The organism is Lacinutrix sp. YIN62 (genome assembly GCF_057219185.1).
In genome coordinates this window covers 94,496-109,683 of sequence record NZ_JBXVVH010000015.1, presented here as the reverse complement: position 1 = coordinate 109,683, position 15,188 = coordinate 94,496, and the positions used below count along the sequence as shown (strand labels likewise).

The following is a 15,188-nucleotide window of genomic DNA, read 5'->3' as shown; positions in this document are numbered from 1 at the left end:
AATCTTCTGGTTTCATAAATGTGTTAAAGTTAATAAATAAAAAAATCTCGAGGGTGAATTAAACCCCGAGATTTTTAAACTTACACAGTTTATGAGATACTGCCCAAGCTATATAACTACTTACAATTAGTCCTTCTAGTTTAAGCCACATTTTTAAGCACATCACAATTACAATTTATTAATTGATTGAACTTACTTTCTAAACACAACCGTAAATAGGTTTTAGTTTTAACCAAATCATAATCCTTTAAAAGTGTATTAAACTTTCTTTTAAACTTCATTTTCCTTTTACTATTCTCATTTAATTCTAACCAATGATATGGATTAGTACCAAGCTTAAATAATACTCTGTCTTCAATATCATCACTATTAAATAAATCTAAAGAGTCTATTATCATTAATTTATTGAAGTGTTCTAAAAGTTTTTTAAACAAAAGGTAAAATCTTTTGTTATCTAAATCAGTTATTGAGTTTATATTAAAATGATTAACTAAATATCTTGATTTAGTTATTTTCAATTCTACTCTTAAAATATGCCTATCGTTTAATTTATACTGTTTTGATTTATTATAGATTTTCAGACTATAATCAGTTGTTTTAAATTCTATAAAATCCCCTTTACCATAAAATTTTTCATTTCTATTAGGCAGCTTATAATTATACATTAAGATTTGCTTATCTATCAGATTTTGGGGGTCTCTGTCTATTTCAATATTTAACCCGAACTCTAAATTTGTGATTTTAGTGTTGCTTTTATCTATTCCAAATTCATCCTGTAAATGGTTTATAGCATACTCAAAGTCACAAAAACTAAAATCATTATGATTATGGCTACCAAAACCTTCTATAGTATTAAAATATTTGTGCAAGCTACCTTTTAATGATGCTCGATTATCTGTGATTTCAACAAACATATTGTTGTAGTTTGCATTCATCTTATTTAGAAACTCTCCTGTATTATAGTTAACACATACTTTTAAATCTACTTTGTCAGAGTCTTTTATAGTACTTACAAAATCATCTTTCTCTAGGACAAAGTATTTAATTAAATCTATCATTGAGCAGTATTATTTATAAAATTATACACCTCTTTTTTAGAATAATAGACTTTTCTTCCAATCTTATTTTTAGGCTTAATAATACTATCTCTATTAAACCTCCATAATGTCGTGGAAGAAATTTTTAAAATCCCCATAACATCTTTAGGACTTAATAAGTCATCATCAGAATTTGAATCACTAGGAGACAAAATAGAGATTGAATCGTTAATTGGTGGGATTGGAGGAATAACAGCTTTAACTGCTTCTTTAATAATTATTTTCAAATCTTCCATTGACAATTGAAAACATTGTACAAATTGTTGTTCTTTTAAAGTCATTTAACTTACATCTTACTTATTAACAATAAGCTCATCTTATCGCTTTATGAAGCAAAAAAACAATGACTTTAAAAAACCCCAATAAATGTAGACTTTATGAAACAGTATAAAACATTCATAATACAGGGCAGTTGTAATTAAAAAACAGAATCATAAAATTTTCTTAATAGACTAAAAATGGACTTAATTAAATAATATCTAAAAAATTAAATTGCCCTACACTACCTTCATCTTGTTTTAACCTTTTACTCCTAGGAGAATCAATGGTTTCGTTTTCAAAATAATTATAGAGCTCTCGTAAAAGTTTCATTCCTCTTGATTTATTTTTATAAGCTCTATTTATAATTTCTTGACGTTCGCAGTAATTATAGAACCTTACTAAATCTGCCGAACCTTTCAACCAATTGTTTCTATCTCCAGACAAAAACTTTAGAGAAACTAATTTATCCTCATAAGCATCAAATAATTCTTTAGTTGATTTATTGATTAGTTTACTAATAACATTTTTTTTAGATATATTAACATCGTCCAAATATCCCAAATTTAATTCGCTAACATAGCCAGAAAGATCCTTATTAATTGTACTTAAAAATGTTCATAGCACTTATTAGCTATTTTTGCGCAATCTTTTATATGACTTGGTGTATCAATATCAATAAGCTCTTTATTATTACTAATTGCTTTATTGAGTTCTAAAAAAATACTATTTAGTTGCGTTAACCTAAATTCCTTTTCAATAGAAAAATCTTTTACAAAAGAAATTGCTTTATAAAAATCAGGATAGTCGTCAATAAAAATCCCCCTAAACAACTCAAAAAGACTATAATGAAATTCACTTTTTTGTAATTCTTTTAGTAAACTTTCTTTTTCTTCATCTTCTAAACCTGATTTTAAAATAAAATTTTGGCATTTCTCTAAATTAGTATCTCCACCTCCAAAAAGCATAATATCTCCTTTTAAAGCTTCTTTAACATAATCAGATTCGTCATAGTTTTGTAAAACTCCTTCTGAAATATATCTTACAACATCAGCTAAATCCATTACATCAAAATTCTCTAGTCCTTTAATAGTAATATCATCTGATTTCAAAATTTGTTTTTTAATAAGGGATCTATTATTACATTTTATATAATTACAAACAATAAAAACAAAGCCATCTATTCCTCCCTTAATCAATTCTATGTTAATTTTTCTATTATTCATTTATGAAACAATATTTATAATCTATAAAGTTATAATAAATTTAAAGATTGCATTTTAAAAGAGTAAAAGAGAGAGCACCCATGTCAAAACCCAATAAAACAGTTATTTATTAAGTCAAAAAAATCACTAAATATCGTATCTAATTACAACCTACGTACGCATATATGTTTTTTGTAGGGAAAGACACTTTATATAGAATTAATGTTTTTATTACAAAAAGAGTTTATAACCCTTGATTTGCTTCAAATTGGTTTTAGAAAAAAACATAGTCCTATAAAAATTAAAAGAGTGATTGTTAGTCTATCTACTATACAACACAATCATTATTTAAAGCTTGTTTTTGATTACACCCCCTATGACTTCATTTTCAAATTTTCTAATCACATAACTGTTTTAAAAGAAAATCTATAATGAAATACAATGAACTTATATGAAAACCCAAATAACAATAATTGAACAAAATAAGTGTAAACAAAAATATTCGGGAGGATTTCGGGAATAAAAAAAGCCAATTATCTGATTTACAAATAATTGACTTCTAATTTAGTAGCGGGAACTGGACTCGAACCAGTGACCTTCGGGTTATGAGCCCGACGAGCTACCTACTGCTCTATCCCGCGATTTTATTTCGAAATACACAACTTAGCTTTAAACTCTCAGCTCATAATACTGACCGCGTTGTTTCGTGAGTGCAAATATACAACCCTTTTTATATATTACAAGCATTATTTATAAAAAAAACACAATAAATATATAACTAAATAAAAACAAGACAGTTATGTTTAAAAGAAATATACCTAAGTAATCGTTCTAGTATTTTTAATTAAGATTATAGGTAGACTTGCAACTTATATTTTATGAAATATAGGGTTAAAAGTGCTATTTCATGATGTTTTCGCTCGGTGAATTAATTTCTTATCTAAAAAAACAAAATAAGAGGTCGTCTAAAAAGTAAAGCTAGTTTAGCCATATAAGCTAGCTTTACTTTTTAAGGTTGTGAGCCATTGCAATTAGCCCTATTTGCACATTGACCTTTTCCATCCCTCTTAACTAACATAAACCGTTTGAAGTTCATATTTTGTTTGATGTTACCAAAAACAGCTTCTACATCCCAACAACGTTGTTTTCTTTTGGCTATGCCTTTTTTCGCTTATGAGTAATGCTTTGGCTTTAGCTTTTAATCGCATGAGATTGTAATTACGTTCTATAATACGATTGTACTTGGATTTATGGCATAGGCTTCTAAGCGGGCAGGCGTTACGGTTCTGAGCTTGATAGCGATGTATAGTTTGCTCAAAACCATTTTTTGTTTTCTTTTTATAGTTGCCTATATTGGTTAAGGCTTGACCCATTGGGAAATAATAAGTGTCCGTATCTTTATGGTAGTGTAACTGGTCTGGATGGAATGGATTTGTCTTTCCTTTGTTTTTGTCTTGCTGTTCTTTATGGAAGTAATTGTATTTTACGTAAGCTGTAATGTCTTTGTTTTCCAAGTCGGTGTAGTTTTCTTCACTGCCATATCCTGCATCTGCGGTAAGTGTTTCTGGAGTCTGTTGATCGTTTTCAATATGGTCGTTGACATGGTCTTTTAAAGTAGCCGTATCTGCTGTGGTTTGGGCTAGTGTGTAATTGGTAAGCTATTGATTATTGGTTGAGGCTTGAAGATTATAAGCTGGTTTTAACTGACCGTGTTGGGGGGATGTTACTCGTTTTTATAAACTTTTTCTACATAAGACCAAAGTGTTCTTAATTGCTTATCTATACGTGCTTTAGAGGTTTTTATACGCTTGCCCCATACAAAAGTATAACGATTGGCATTAGCTTCTATCTTGGTGCCATCTACAAAAATATTTTTTAAACTAACCACCCCTTGTTCTGCTAAAAGTAAAACAACCTGATGAAATATTTTCTTTAAATGGCCTTGAAGGCGTTTCCCTCGAAAAGCGTTTATAGTATTATGGTCTGGTTTACTTTGTCCGCTGAGCCACATAAAATGAATGTTCTCACGCAAAGCTTGTTCTATCTTACGTGATGAATATAGATTACGCAAATAGGCATAAATAATAACCTTAAGTAACATCCGTGGATGATAACGCGATGTGCCACCAGCTTTGCAACTTTTTTCTAAAGCACTAATAAGCAACATGGTCAATAATGGTGTTTACAATACGAACTGGATGATTAGCTGGAACTAAATCATCATAACTTGGCGGTAAAAGACTTAACTGATCTTGATGGTGAGTCTTAAAAATCACTTTTCTGCTCATTCTTAAAGTTATAAAGCAGCTTGAAAATTTGCAAAAAAAAGCTATCCTTTTTGGATAGCCTTTTTTTAAAATTCCATAAAATGATTGTCTAATTTATTTCTTTTAAACAATATAAGTCTTCGCTTTTGGAGTAATAAGTAACATTTTTTCGATACTAGATTTGTCGTTAGATACATTTTTATAATCTATAGATAACTTATTATCGCTAATCAATAATGTATTTAATTTTTTAAGGTGATTTAACTGTAATGGTAAAACCCCTGTTAATTTATTTTCAGATAAGATGAGCGTTTCTAAATGACTCAAGTGACTTAATTCTTCAGGTAAATCCCCTTCTAGCTTATTTAATTTTAAGTTAATTTTTCTTAGGTGTTCTAAATTTCCTATTTCCGCTGGTATTTTTCCGTAAAGGTTATTATGAGCCAAGTTTATTTCTACAACCTTATTTTGTTCGACAGTTACCCCATACCAGGTCGCTACATTAGTATTTACATCCCATTTATTATTCCAATGTTCGCCTTGTGTTGCATTGTATAATGCAACTAAAGCTTCTTTTTCTTTTTTAGGCACATTAGCATAAGTTAATGTAGATGCGAATAAGAACATTAATGTGAATTTAAGGGTTTTCATATAGTAGGCTTGGTAAGGTTACGCCCAAAATTATCTAACCACACGCTTAAAAACAAATTTTTTCGACGAAATACACTTTAAAAATTTAAATTCAAAATCCAAAAGCCTCTATTTCCATTTGTACACCTTCCCACTTCTCCATTAATGCTTCTAATTTATCTTTCTTTTTTTGGTATTTAGCAAAAAACTCTTTGTCTGAAACAACAGCATCGTAATTTGTTGCTAATTCGACATCTATCGCTTTTATTTCCTTCTCCAGTTGATTAATTTGAGACTCTGTATTACTCAATTTATTATGGAGTGATTTTATTTTCTTTTGAGATTCATAAGATTGTTTATTCTTTTCTTTTGGTGTTTCTTTTATAACTGTTCTTTTCTCGACTTCTCTAAGATTTTCAACTTTACGTTGTTCCAAATAATAATCTATATCGCCTAAATACTCCTTTATTTTTTCATCTTTAAACTCATATACTGTATCTGTTAGCCCTTGTAAAAAATCTCTATCATGAGAAACCAAAATAAGCGTCCCTTCAAAACGCAGTAAAGCTTCTTTTAATACATTTTTTGATTTAATATCTAAATGATTGGTAGGCTCATCCATTATAAGAACATTAAACGGTTGTAACATTAGTTTTGCTAATGCTAAACGGTTACGTTCTCCACCAGATAGTACTCTAACATATTTCTCGGCTTCTGATCCTCTAAACAAAAAAGAACCTAGAATATCTCTAACTTTACTTCTATTTGTCTCATTTGCAGCATCGATCATAGTCTCTAAAACGGTTTTATTACCATCTAAATATTCAGCTTGATTTTGTGCAAAATATCCAATTTGAACATTATGCCCCAACTTTAAATCTCCATCATACTTAATATCACCGACTAAAATCTTCGCTAATGTAGATTTCCCTTGTCCGTTTTGTCCAACAAAAGCTGTTTTAATATCACGCTCTATCATTAAGTCTATTTCCGATAATACTTTTTTATCGCCATAGCTTTTAGAAATTGCTTTGGTTTCAACCACGACTTTCCCTGGTATTATCGATATTGGAAAATTTAACGTCATAACACTATTATCGTCTTCGTCAACTTCAATACGGTCAATCTTATCTAATTTTTTAATGAGCGATTGTGCCATTGTTGCTTTAGATGCTTTTGCTCTAAATTTTTCAATGAGTTTTTCTGTTTGCTCAATTTGTTTTTGCTGATTTTTTTGCGAGGCCAATTGTTGGGTTCTTATTTCCTCTCTCAAAACCAAATATTTTGAATAAGGTTTAGGATAGTCGTAAATACGCCCTAAGGAGATTTCAATAGTCCGATTTGTAACATTATCCAAAAACATTTTATCGTGCGACACAATAGCGACTGCTCCAAAATAGTTTCTCAAAAACCCTTCTAACCAGATTATAGATTCTATATCTAAGTGATTGGTAGGCTCATCCAATAAAAGGATATCGTTATTTTGCAATAGCAATTTTGCTAATTCTATACGCATTCGCCATCCGCCAGAAAAAGTATCGGTTAGCTTATTAAAATCCTCACGCTTAAAGCCTAAGCCTTGAAGTATTTTTTCTGTTTCTCCTTGATAATTATATCCTCCTAATATTTCATATTGATGCTGTATTTCATTCAAATCAATCATCAATTGGTTATACGATTCACTTTCATAATCCGTTCGTTCTGCTAATTGCGTATTAATCTCTTCCATTTTGGATTCCAATGCTTTTATTTCTGTAAAAGCTTGGTAAGACTCTTCTAAAACGGTACGCCCTAGTATAAAATCTATATCTTGTTTCAAGAATCCAATTTTCAAGGTTTTGTCTGCAGCTATTTGTCCTGAATCTGGCTCAAGGTCTTTAGCTAGAATTTTTAACATGGTTGACTTACCGGCACCGTTTTTCCCTATAAGTCCCACTCTGTCACCATTACCCAACTTAAAAGTAATGTCCTCGAATAAGTATTCGCCTTGAAATGATATTGATAAATTATGAATATTAAGCATATAATTATGGCTATTGTTACTAGGTATTAAATTGATAAAACCTAACTTTGTATTTATATCCCGATCTTAATGGGATACTAATTTGACTGAAACCTTGATTATGTAATCAAGATATTATTTCTCTTTTGAGAATGCAAAAGTACATTAATTTATATGTTTAAAAAAGGATCGAAATTATACGGTATTTTAAAAGGGGTTTGCCCTAAGTGCCACAAAGAATCTATGTATAAAAACACGAACCCTTACGTGCTTCGTGAAGCCTTAGTGATGCATGAACGTTGTAGTCATTGTAATACGAAGTACAAAATCGAACCTTCTTTTTTCTATGGTTCTATGTATGTAAGTTATGGCTTAGGTATTGCTTTTGCAGTGGCTGCTTTTGTTATTAGCCATCTCTTTTTAGGCGCAAGTTTAAAATTTGCTTTTGGCGCTATTGTGGTTACTTTAATTGCTTTTATGCCAGTAATTATGCGTCTTTCAAGAAATATATGGATTAATCTGTTTATGAGTTATGATAAATCAAAATCTGAATAATATTTCGTTTAATTTAATTAAAACGTTTTATATCAATTTCTGTGTTTAAATTTTCTCCTTTTTCGATATGATTATATAATGCCTTTGCGACATAAGGCCCAATCATTATACCTCTTGTTCCTAAGCCGTTAAGGATATACATACACTGATGAGTTTTATGTGCTCCTACAAGCGGCCTTCTGTCTTTTACTGTTGGCCTAATACCTGCGACTTGTTTCACTATAGTGAATTCGCAATTTATAAGCGTTTTAAGCTTATTTAAAAGCGTTTCTCTAGCTTTTTGTGTTATTGTATCTGTTTTATCTTTCCAATCGTATGTAGAACCAACTGTATAGAGATCTTTTCCTATAGGTATTATAAATACACTAGACTTCATAACAAAGTTCATTTTTAATTTTGGAGCATGGATTGTTAATAGTTCGCCTTTAACTTCTTTTAAGGGTAAATCATTAAAAAAAGGGTTCTTTTTCATACCAAAACCTTCTGCAAAAACAATATACTTTGCGCTTAAAGAGTTATAATTTACCTTGTTATTTTCACAAACTAACACCTCGTAGTTAAAAGCATCTTGAATTAATCTATTGCTTTCCTTTAGATATGTACGATAATGACTAATGAGCACTTTCGTATCGATACGTCCGGTACCTAAAACTTCGCCAAAACCATAATCGGCATGTATTGCTTTATTTTCATTTTTAAGCACTTTAGGAGACAAGTATGTGCTTAATTTAGGCTTGTCTGAGGCTGCAAACCAATCATTTTGCTCTTCTATAGAGGTAAATCGTCTATAAACTGGGGTTTTATGATCTAATGTAATATTTAAACGCGATTCGATGTCCTTATACATAGGCAAGGCTAAGTTTAATTGCGTTTCACTTTTCCAAACACTTGAAAACCGTTTTAAGATTACTGGGTTATATAACCCACCTGCTACTGTTGAAGCATGTTGTGAATTATTATCGAAAACAACAAAGGATTTATTATTTGAGATCAATGTCTCACAAAAAGCAATTCCTGCCATACCACAGCCTACTATTAGGTAATCTAAATCCATTTATTTTTATTTTTTTGATAATTGTGTTCGTCTTGCTAAGATACTCCTTTCTCTATTCTACTTTGACTTCAAATAAAAAATTACAAAAAAAAGACGCTCACTAAAAAGTGAGCGCCTAAATAAATTATATAGATTATGAGTCTAGTAAGACCACATATCCAATTCAAAATTTCTAATCTTATCCTTAATTCTATCAGATTCTAACAATTGCATTAGTGAATTTTCAGCAATATACTCATGTACTTCTCTATCACCGTATACATTTTCTTCCTTATAAATAATACTGCTAAAACGTCTAGAGTTTAAAATATAGTCGAAAGAAAAAGGCATTGCAGTATTTTTAGAATTAAAAGATCTTGCTTCGTGTAATACCTCTCTAGCATCTGGGAAAAAGACCCAGTATAATGCATTTGGTTCTTTATTTGCTTCGTCATTAGAATCGATAAAGTTAACATCTGGTGCTGCTGGAGCAATCCCTAATAATCGATACTTCATTTCGCCTTGACGCTTGTCAAAATACCACATTCCTTTTATTAAGTATGCGCTTACATCATAAGATGCTATTGTTCTTTCTGTAATGTATTCTTTATCAACAAAACCATCTGCATTGAATTGATCATAACCAACATCTAATGTATCTATTTTAGAAGTGATATCTGCTAATTCTTCTTTAGTTCGTAATCCTGTAAAGTAAGAATCATTATAGATTTTTTTGATCTTTCCAGTTTTTACAGCCTTAGTCAAAACATCGTACAAAGAACGTCTGTTACTTCCTATATTATTTGTATCTACAGGATAGTACAGTGGAAAATTAACACGCTCATCAAGGATAATTTTTTCCCATGTTATTTTAGCGAACATAACATCTCTATCATCCACATAACCATATTCCAAAGGTTTATCATTGTCTATTTCCTTCTGTGCTTCAGTTCTAACTCCTATTTCAGAAGGGCTTTTGGCGTTTAATATGTTAGTCTGGGCAAATGTGCTTGATACTAAACACACACCAAAAACGACTGATAATAATGATTTATAATTCATTCTAAAATAATTTAATTTTTTAATTACAAATTTCGACTAGTTAGACAAAGTTACTATAATCGGTGCTGCTGGTTTAACTTTAAGTGACTTCCCTGTAGCTTTAGACTTAATATCAAAAATTTGTACAGATGCGCCTCTTTTTGCTTTACGTAAAGCAGCTTTAGCTTGACCATTAAGCTTGTTTCCTTGAACCGTTACACTTGGTTGTCCTGGTACTTTAAATTTAAACCCTGTAACTCTTAAAGGTAAATCGAAATCAAAGTCACTTCCAAAATCGGCAAGTACTTTTCCAATTTCAACATTTTTTCTTGGTAATTTAAATGCGCCTGTTTTACCTGCTATTTTTCCGTAAGGTTGTGGAATATCTTTAATTCTAAATGTTTGCTTGTCTGAAGCTTTAGAACCATCGTCTAAAGTTGCGCTAACATTAATAGTAACCTCTCTACCTGTTGTTGGTATCATATTATATTTACCAACTCCAGATCCTTTTTTCAATCCTGGAGCACTTGCAGATACTTTATTGTCTGGTACACCTGCAAAAGAAATTGTCATAGGGTTTACAACACCACGATAAACTACATTCATCTTGTCTGCAGAGATGGTTGCTGAATTTGGTCTAGGCACTACTACATAGTTCCCTACAATAGGAATATCTAATGGTTCGCCATCTTCCAAAAATGTAAATTGTCCTTTAACATCATGTTCTCCAACATTACCAACATTAAAATCTAATGTTGCTGCACCTGTAGAATCAATGGCTGTAGTCAAGTCTATTTCTTTACCTTGCACCATTAATTTAGTTGGTGTTACATTAGCATATTTACCCAATACAACACGTCCTTGGAATTTCTCTCCTGCAAAAAACGCAGATTTATCTGCCAATACTATAGCTTTATAGTTCTTTAAAGATACAGCTTCAGTAACAAGATTCCCTAAAAAGCCATTGTACATATTCGTTTCTGTTGCTTTAATATCGTTTTGCATAGCTGTTAATTTCGTGTAAGAAGCAATCGCAGGAAATCCTTGGAAGTGATAGTCCAACCATTTTTTCTTTACTCCTTCACCATCGGTAACATCTTCTAAATTAAAACGCCCATCGAAGCTAGCAATAACTTTACTCCACTTAACATCATTTCCAACAATACCTTTAATATCATCTTTATATTTGTTAATGGCTGCCATTATTTCATCACCTCTTTTGGTTAAACGATCTCCTGTAAACCATAGTTCATTAAGCTTATCGCCTTTATCCATAGATTCGTATGGTAACACACCATTCTCATCTCTTTCGTATCCTCCTTTTGTAATAATGTCTTCTTCTTTAACATTAGCTAAAAAGTCGTAAAATTCGTTAGAAACCTTACTTATTTGTTGTGCTTTACTAGCAACTACAGCAAAATCTTCAGGCTTCTCTTCTGCTTTTTTTGTTAATTGATTAAGAATCCCATCATTTGATACAGCTGCCAATTCATTAGCATTATCAAATTTCACATTCATTAACCCAAATGCAGATAATACTTCTTTTGACATTGTCATTGCAATCATTGCAATAAATACCAAATACATCAGGTTAATCATTTTCTGCCTTGCGGACTGTTTTCCTCCTGCCATTTCTAATTAGTTTTTTAGTTATTAAAATTTATACTAACTTCTAATTAGTTTTTGTTCATTGCAGATAACATTCCTCCATATACACCATTTAAAGATGACAAGTTAGATGCTAAAGATTGCATTTGCTCTTTTAATTTTGCCGCATTTTCTACAGCTTCCTCATTTATAGCAGCCTGACGATTAGCACTTTCCATTTGCACTTTATATAAACTGTTTAATGATTCCATTTGTGCAGCAGCTAGAGACATTTCCTCTCCATATTTTTTTGTTGCAGCTATAGAATCTACTGTAGGTGAAATTCCTTTTGCAGCTCCTTCGAAGTTTTTAATACTAGTTCCTAAACTTTGCATTAATTCGCCATCAATTTTAGCTTCCTTTAATAAACTGTCTAATTTTTTAGATAATAATCCTTCTGCATCTTTAGGCTCTTCTTTCTTAGCTTTTTTTGTAGTTGATGCGCCACCTGATAATTCTGGGTATACTAAAGACCAATCTAAATCTCCCGCTTGTCTTTCAAATGCTGAAATTGTAAATACCACAGCTTCCACAATCATACCTAGTGTTAAAATAAGTGAACCATAAGGCCAGTGTTGGATTTTAAATAAAGCGCCAATAATAACGATTGCTGCTCCAAGTCCATAGACCATATTCATTGATGAAATTTTCCCTTTCTGTGCCATAATTTCTAATTTTTAAGTAGTTAATTTTTAATTTATGTTATTTTTAGTAGGTAATATTTTGTTTCGTTTTTAGTGTCTTGCATTAGTGCCATTAGTTGCATTCGCTGTTACATCTGTTCCCATATAATCTTGAATGGTTCTAAATCCTATATAACATCTAGCAGAATCTGCATATTCATAATCTCTTGTACTAACTTGAAGGAAGTAAGCTACATCTTTCCAAGATCCTCCTCTAATCACTTTACGTTGATTATTTTTATCGTTAACACTAGGATTGATTGTAGATGCAAACTCATATGATGACGGATCGTATGATGAGTTCACCCATTCTGAAACATTTCCAGCCATATTATATAAGTTATAATCATTTGGCTCATAAGAATCTGCTTCTACAGTATACAATGCTTGATCTGCAGAGTAATCCCCACGTAAAGGTTTAAAGTTTGCCATAAAACAACCTCTATCAGTCTTTGCATAAGGTCCTCCCCATGGAAAAGTAGCACCTTGTAATCCGCCTCTTGCAGCATATTCCCATTGAGCTTCCGATGGAAGTGTATAGCGACTTACATTATGTACGCCTTTTTCTTTTCTATACGTATTGTGGTATAATGTTCTCCATTCACAAAAAGCTTTAGCTTGTTCCCAAGTCACACCAACTACAGGATAATCACTGTAAGCATCATGCCAAAAATAATCGTTGTGCATTGGCTCATTATAAGAGTAAGCAAAATCTCTAATCCAAGAAGTCGTATCTGGATAAACCTCAACTTCTTCTGTTACAATAACATCTTTACGACTCAATTTTCTATTGTTTGCTGCTTTCTGAATATCCATATAAGTATATTGGAATTTAAACTTACGAACATCCCAAGTACGTTGGCCGTTATAAGATTCCTCAAGAGGAAGATACATTGTATCCATAACCTCCACATAATATTCATCTGGATAATCTGCTGTATCAAAAATCAAGTCAATATCGTGATTTAATTTTCGTCCTTCGTAGCCCGTTTCACCTAGACCACTATAGTTATCCATCATATATTTTTCATAGACACTAATTCCTGTAGTATCTGCATCTTTAAATGCGAACTGTGCAATCCCACCAGACTCAGGATCTGTTTCCCCAACCTCATCGGCCAAAATTGCCAGTCTTGTTCTTATCGTAGAATCTCTAACCCACTCCACAAATTGACGGTACTCACTATTAGTGATTTCCGTTTCATCCATATAAAATGCTGCGACTGTAACTGTCTTTGCCGGGGCATCTTGAATACCAGCTAAATCATCATCAGCTTTACCCATTGTAAATGCTCCACCTGGAACGAGAGTCATCCCATAAGGTTTTTCTGGATGCCACTTCTTCCCTTTAACACCTACCAACTGACCCTTATCTTTAGAGCCACAACTTGCTAAAAGTGCCAAAACTGCCGTTAATAATACAAACTTCTTCATATTCATAGAAAACTCGAGGTTAATTAATTACTCTTAAATTTTTAAGAGCGTAAACATATTTATATATTTTTTAATAAACAACTTTTTTAATAAAAAAAAATACATTTAATCGTCAAAAATAAACTCTTTAACGATAGAACTTTAAAATTGCTAATCTTTTTTCTTTTTATTAAACACTGTTCTTTTGATACGCTTTATACCATCTATCGGGTATTTTACCGTTACAAGCATCCAAATAATCTTGATGTGTACACGGTAATAACGTGTGTTTTTTTAATTTATTATTAACATTTGACAAAAAAGGAATCTCTATCCACCAACGTCCCGTTTTCATACTTTTGTAAAATATTAACTCTTGTGTGTCTGCTAATGTAATAAATTTTTGATGACTATTATCATTAACAAAGTCATCATCTTTAACTCTGCAATTAACCCCTTCTATAAAATACCATAGCATTTGCGCAATTAACATTGCAGTTACCTCATCATCATAAGACGGCTTATACTCATATATTCCAAATGCTGTAAGCTTATTACTTATGCCTGCGTAACGCGCTACGGCACAAATTTCTTTTCCATCCAGTCCATTTGGGGATGTTCTTTGCTTTAAACTTAATTCTGAGGCTTTAATAACTCCCAGGTCTATACTAACTACATTTGCATCTCTCATTACAGGCTCAACAATGGTAATGTCATTACAGACTTCTCCCAATCTATAAGATTCAAAATACAGTGCTTCCATTAAATCGATCTCTTCTTGCGAATTAAAATAGGTTTGATAGCCTAAAGTTGCATAGTTAAATAAATTGTATGGCTGATCTAATATAATCTTTCCTACAAAACTTGTATTTTTTATAGGTTTGGTAGAATCTCCTAGGTCAAACTTAGAATCTACATTCACAATATTTACCATAGGAATCAAATTATCGTAAGCACGATAGATCGCATAGGTAAGATCTTGACTTCCTCCTAATATAATGGGAATGATTTTTTTTTGGATTAATATGGAAACGGTAGTCTTTAGAGCAAAATAAGTATCTTCTACAGATTCTCCTGCATTAATATTACCTAAATCTGCTATTGTAGTATTCCAACTCCCAGGAAATAGTGAATAAAAAGACTTTCTTATTTCATTCAATTCGAATGATTCCCCTATATAATTAACATCATTTCTATTTTCTAAAACACCTATAATTGCGACAGAAACATCTTCTAAATCTGGGATTTCATTTTGCAAAGCGTGAATTTTCAATTTTCGCCCCATTGCTTGCATAGGCAGTAACTCGTTATGGGCTAAGACTATATCTGAAACAGGCGATAAGAAATTAAAATTCAT

16 protein-coding genes and 1 tRNA gene are annotated in these 15,188 nt (G+C 31.5%); 1 reads left to right on the top strand and 16 read right to left on the bottom strand.

Annotated elements, in window-relative coordinates; translation table 11 throughout:
- Window positions 1-140: 140 nt before the first annotated feature.
- The 10 genes from AC2D8I_RS11395 to AC2D8I_RS11350 form a co-directional block, all read right to left on the bottom strand.
- The gene (locus AC2D8I_RS11395; RefSeq protein ID WP_484706135.1) at window positions 141-1,058 is read right to left on the bottom strand and encodes a hypothetical protein; all 918 of its coding nucleotides are present in this window, start codon (window positions 1,056-1,058) and stop codon (window positions 141-143) included.
- A complete protein-coding gene (locus tag AC2D8I_RS11390; RefSeq protein ID WP_484706134.1) occupies window positions 1,055-1,378 on the bottom strand; it encodes a hypothetical protein in 324 nt (107 codons plus the stop codon). Before AC2D8I_RS11390 ends, AC2D8I_RS11395 begins: the two co-directional genes overlap by 4 nt.
- A gap of 187 nt (window positions 1,379-1,565) precedes the next feature.
- Window positions 1,566-1,919, bottom strand: coding sequence for a hypothetical protein (locus AC2D8I_RS11385; RefSeq protein WP_484706133.1), 354 nt, complete (start codon window positions 1,917-1,919; stop codon window positions 1,566-1,568).
- Between the two features lie 44 nt (window positions 1,920-1,963).
- On the bottom strand, window positions 1,964-2,581 hold the full coding sequence (locus AC2D8I_RS11380; protein ID WP_484706132.1) for a hypothetical protein: 618 nt from the start codon (window positions 2,579-2,581) through the stop codon (window positions 1,964-1,966).
- A 547-nt stretch (window positions 2,582-3,128) separates the two neighbouring features.
- Window positions 3,129-3,201, bottom strand: a tRNA-Met gene (locus AC2D8I_RS11375).
- Between the two features lie 468 nt (window positions 3,202-3,669).
- A complete protein-coding gene (locus AC2D8I_RS11370) occupies window positions 3,670-4,074 on the bottom strand; it encodes a hypothetical protein (protein WP_484706131.1) in 405 nt (134 codons plus the stop codon).
- A 209-nt stretch (window positions 4,075-4,283) separates the two neighbouring features.
- Entirely contained in the window at window positions 4,284-4,727 is a 444-nt protein-coding gene (locus AC2D8I_RS11365) for a transposase (protein WP_484706130.1), read from the bottom strand.
- Window positions 4,714-4,848 carry a hypothetical protein gene (locus AC2D8I_RS11360; protein ID WP_484706129.1) on the bottom strand — a complete coding sequence of 45 codons (135 nt, stop codon included), beginning with the start codon at window positions 4,846-4,848 and terminating at the stop codon, window positions 4,714-4,716. The genes AC2D8I_RS11365 and AC2D8I_RS11360 overlap by 14 nt, the downstream gene beginning before the upstream one ends.
- Window positions 4,849-4,950: 102 nt before the next feature.
- The gene (locus tag AC2D8I_RS11355) at window positions 4,951-5,478 is read right to left on the bottom strand and encodes a hypothetical protein (protein ID WP_484706128.1); all 528 of its coding nucleotides are present in this window, start codon (window positions 5,476-5,478) and stop codon (window positions 4,951-4,953) included.
- Window positions 5,479-5,569: 91 nt separating this feature from the next.
- Window positions 5,570-7,480: an ABC-F family ATP-binding cassette domain-containing protein gene (locus AC2D8I_RS11350; protein ID WP_484706127.1), complete on the bottom strand. Its 1,911-nt coding sequence runs from the start codon at window positions 7,478-7,480 to the stop codon at window positions 5,570-5,572.
- A gap of 153 nt (window positions 7,481-7,633) precedes the next feature.
- Between AC2D8I_RS11350 and AC2D8I_RS11345 the strand changes: the two genes are divergently transcribed.
- Window positions 7,634-8,014, top strand: coding sequence for a DUF983 domain-containing protein (locus AC2D8I_RS11345; protein WP_484706126.1), 381 nt, complete (start codon window positions 7,634-7,636; stop codon window positions 8,012-8,014).
- Between the two features lie 13 nt (window positions 8,015-8,027).
- Here the strand turns inward: AC2D8I_RS11345 and AC2D8I_RS11340 are convergent, their stop codons facing one another.
- The 6 genes from AC2D8I_RS11340 to AC2D8I_RS11315 form a co-directional block, all read right to left on the bottom strand.
- Window positions 8,028-9,068 carry an NAD(P)/FAD-dependent oxidoreductase gene (locus tag AC2D8I_RS11340; RefSeq protein ID WP_484706125.1) on the bottom strand — a complete coding sequence of 347 codons (1,041 nt, stop codon included), beginning with the start codon at window positions 9,066-9,068 and terminating at the stop codon, window positions 8,028-8,030.
- A gap of 141 nt (window positions 9,069-9,209) precedes the next feature.
- A complete protein-coding gene (porN, locus tag AC2D8I_RS11335; RefSeq protein WP_484706124.1) occupies window positions 9,210-10,109 on the bottom strand; it encodes a type IX secretion system ring subunit PorN/GldN in 900 nt (299 codons plus the stop codon).
- Between the two features lie 36 nt (window positions 10,110-10,145).
- Complete coding sequence (porM, locus tag AC2D8I_RS11330; RefSeq protein ID WP_484706123.1) at window positions 10,146-11,720, bottom strand: type IX secretion system motor protein PorM/GldM; 1,575 nt, start codon at window positions 11,718-11,720, stop codon at window positions 10,146-10,148.
- Window positions 11,721-11,764: 44 nt separating this feature from the next.
- Window positions 11,765-12,400: a type IX secretion system motor protein PorL/GldL gene (gene porL, locus AC2D8I_RS11325; protein ID WP_484706122.1), complete on the bottom strand. Its 636-nt coding sequence runs from the start codon at window positions 12,398-12,400 to the stop codon at window positions 11,765-11,767.
- Between the two features lie 69 nt (window positions 12,401-12,469).
- Window positions 12,470-13,852, bottom strand: a complete 1,383-nt coding sequence (gene porK, locus AC2D8I_RS11320) for a T9SS ring complex lipoprotein PorK/GldK (RefSeq protein ID WP_484706140.1) — start codon at window positions 13,850-13,852, stop codon at window positions 12,470-12,472.
- Between the two features lie 169 nt (window positions 13,853-14,021).
- The gene (locus AC2D8I_RS11315; RefSeq protein ID WP_484706121.1) at window positions 14,022-15,188 is read right to left on the bottom strand and encodes a formimidoylglutamase; all 1,167 of its coding nucleotides are present in this window, start codon (window positions 15,186-15,188) and stop codon (window positions 14,022-14,024) included.

Bases quoted from the DNA above. Each gene is read 5' to 3' on its own strand.
- AC2D8I_RS11395 (WP_484706135.1), bottom strand. From the start codon at position 1,058: ATGATAGATTTAATTAAATACTTTGTCCTAGAGAAAGATGATTTTGTA.
- AC2D8I_RS11390 (WP_484706134.1), bottom strand. From the start codon at position 1,378: ATGACTTTAAAAGAACAACAATTTGTACAATGTTTTCAATTGTCAATG.
- AC2D8I_RS11380 (WP_484706132.1), bottom strand. From the start codon at position 2,581: ATGAATAATAGAAAAATTAACATAGAATTGATTAAGGGAGGAATAGAT.
- AC2D8I_RS11365 (WP_484706130.1), bottom strand. From the start codon at position 4,727: ATGTTGCTTATTAGTGCTTTAGAAAAAAGTTGCAAAGCTGGTGGCACA.
- AC2D8I_RS11360 (WP_484706129.1), bottom strand. From the start codon at position 4,848: ATGAGCAGAAAAGTGATTTTTAAGACTCACCATCAAGATCAGTTAAGT.
- AC2D8I_RS11355 (WP_484706128.1), bottom strand. From the start codon at position 5,478: ATGAAAACCCTTAAATTCACATTAATGTTCTTATTCGCATCTACATTA.
- AC2D8I_RS11350 (WP_484706127.1), bottom strand. From the start codon at position 7,480: ATGCTTAATATTCATAATTTATCAATATCATTTCAAGGCGAATACTTA.
- AC2D8I_RS11345 (WP_484706126.1), top strand. From the start codon at position 7,634: ATGTTTAAAAAAGGATCGAAATTATACGGTATTTTAAAAGGGGTTTGC.
- AC2D8I_RS11340 (WP_484706125.1), bottom strand. From the start codon at position 9,068: ATGGATTTAGATTACCTAATAGTAGGCTGTGGTATGGCAGGAATTGCT.
- porN (WP_484706124.1), bottom strand. From the start codon at position 10,109: ATGAATTATAAATCATTATTATCAGTCGTTTTTGGTGTGTGTTTAGTA.
- porM (WP_484706123.1), bottom strand. From the start codon at position 11,720: ATGGCAGGAGGAAAACAGTCCGCAAGGCAGAAAATGATTAACCTGATG.
- porL (WP_484706122.1), bottom strand. From the start codon at position 12,400: ATGGCACAGAAAGGGAAAATTTCATCAATGAATATGGTCTATGGACTT.
- porK (WP_484706140.1), bottom strand. From the start codon at position 13,852: ATGAAGAAGTTTGTATTATTAACGGCAGTTTTGGCACTTTTAGCAAGT.
- AC2D8I_RS11315 (WP_484706121.1), bottom strand. From the start codon at position 15,188: ATGAATTTTAATTTCTTATCGCCTGTTTCAGATATAGTCTTAGCCCAT.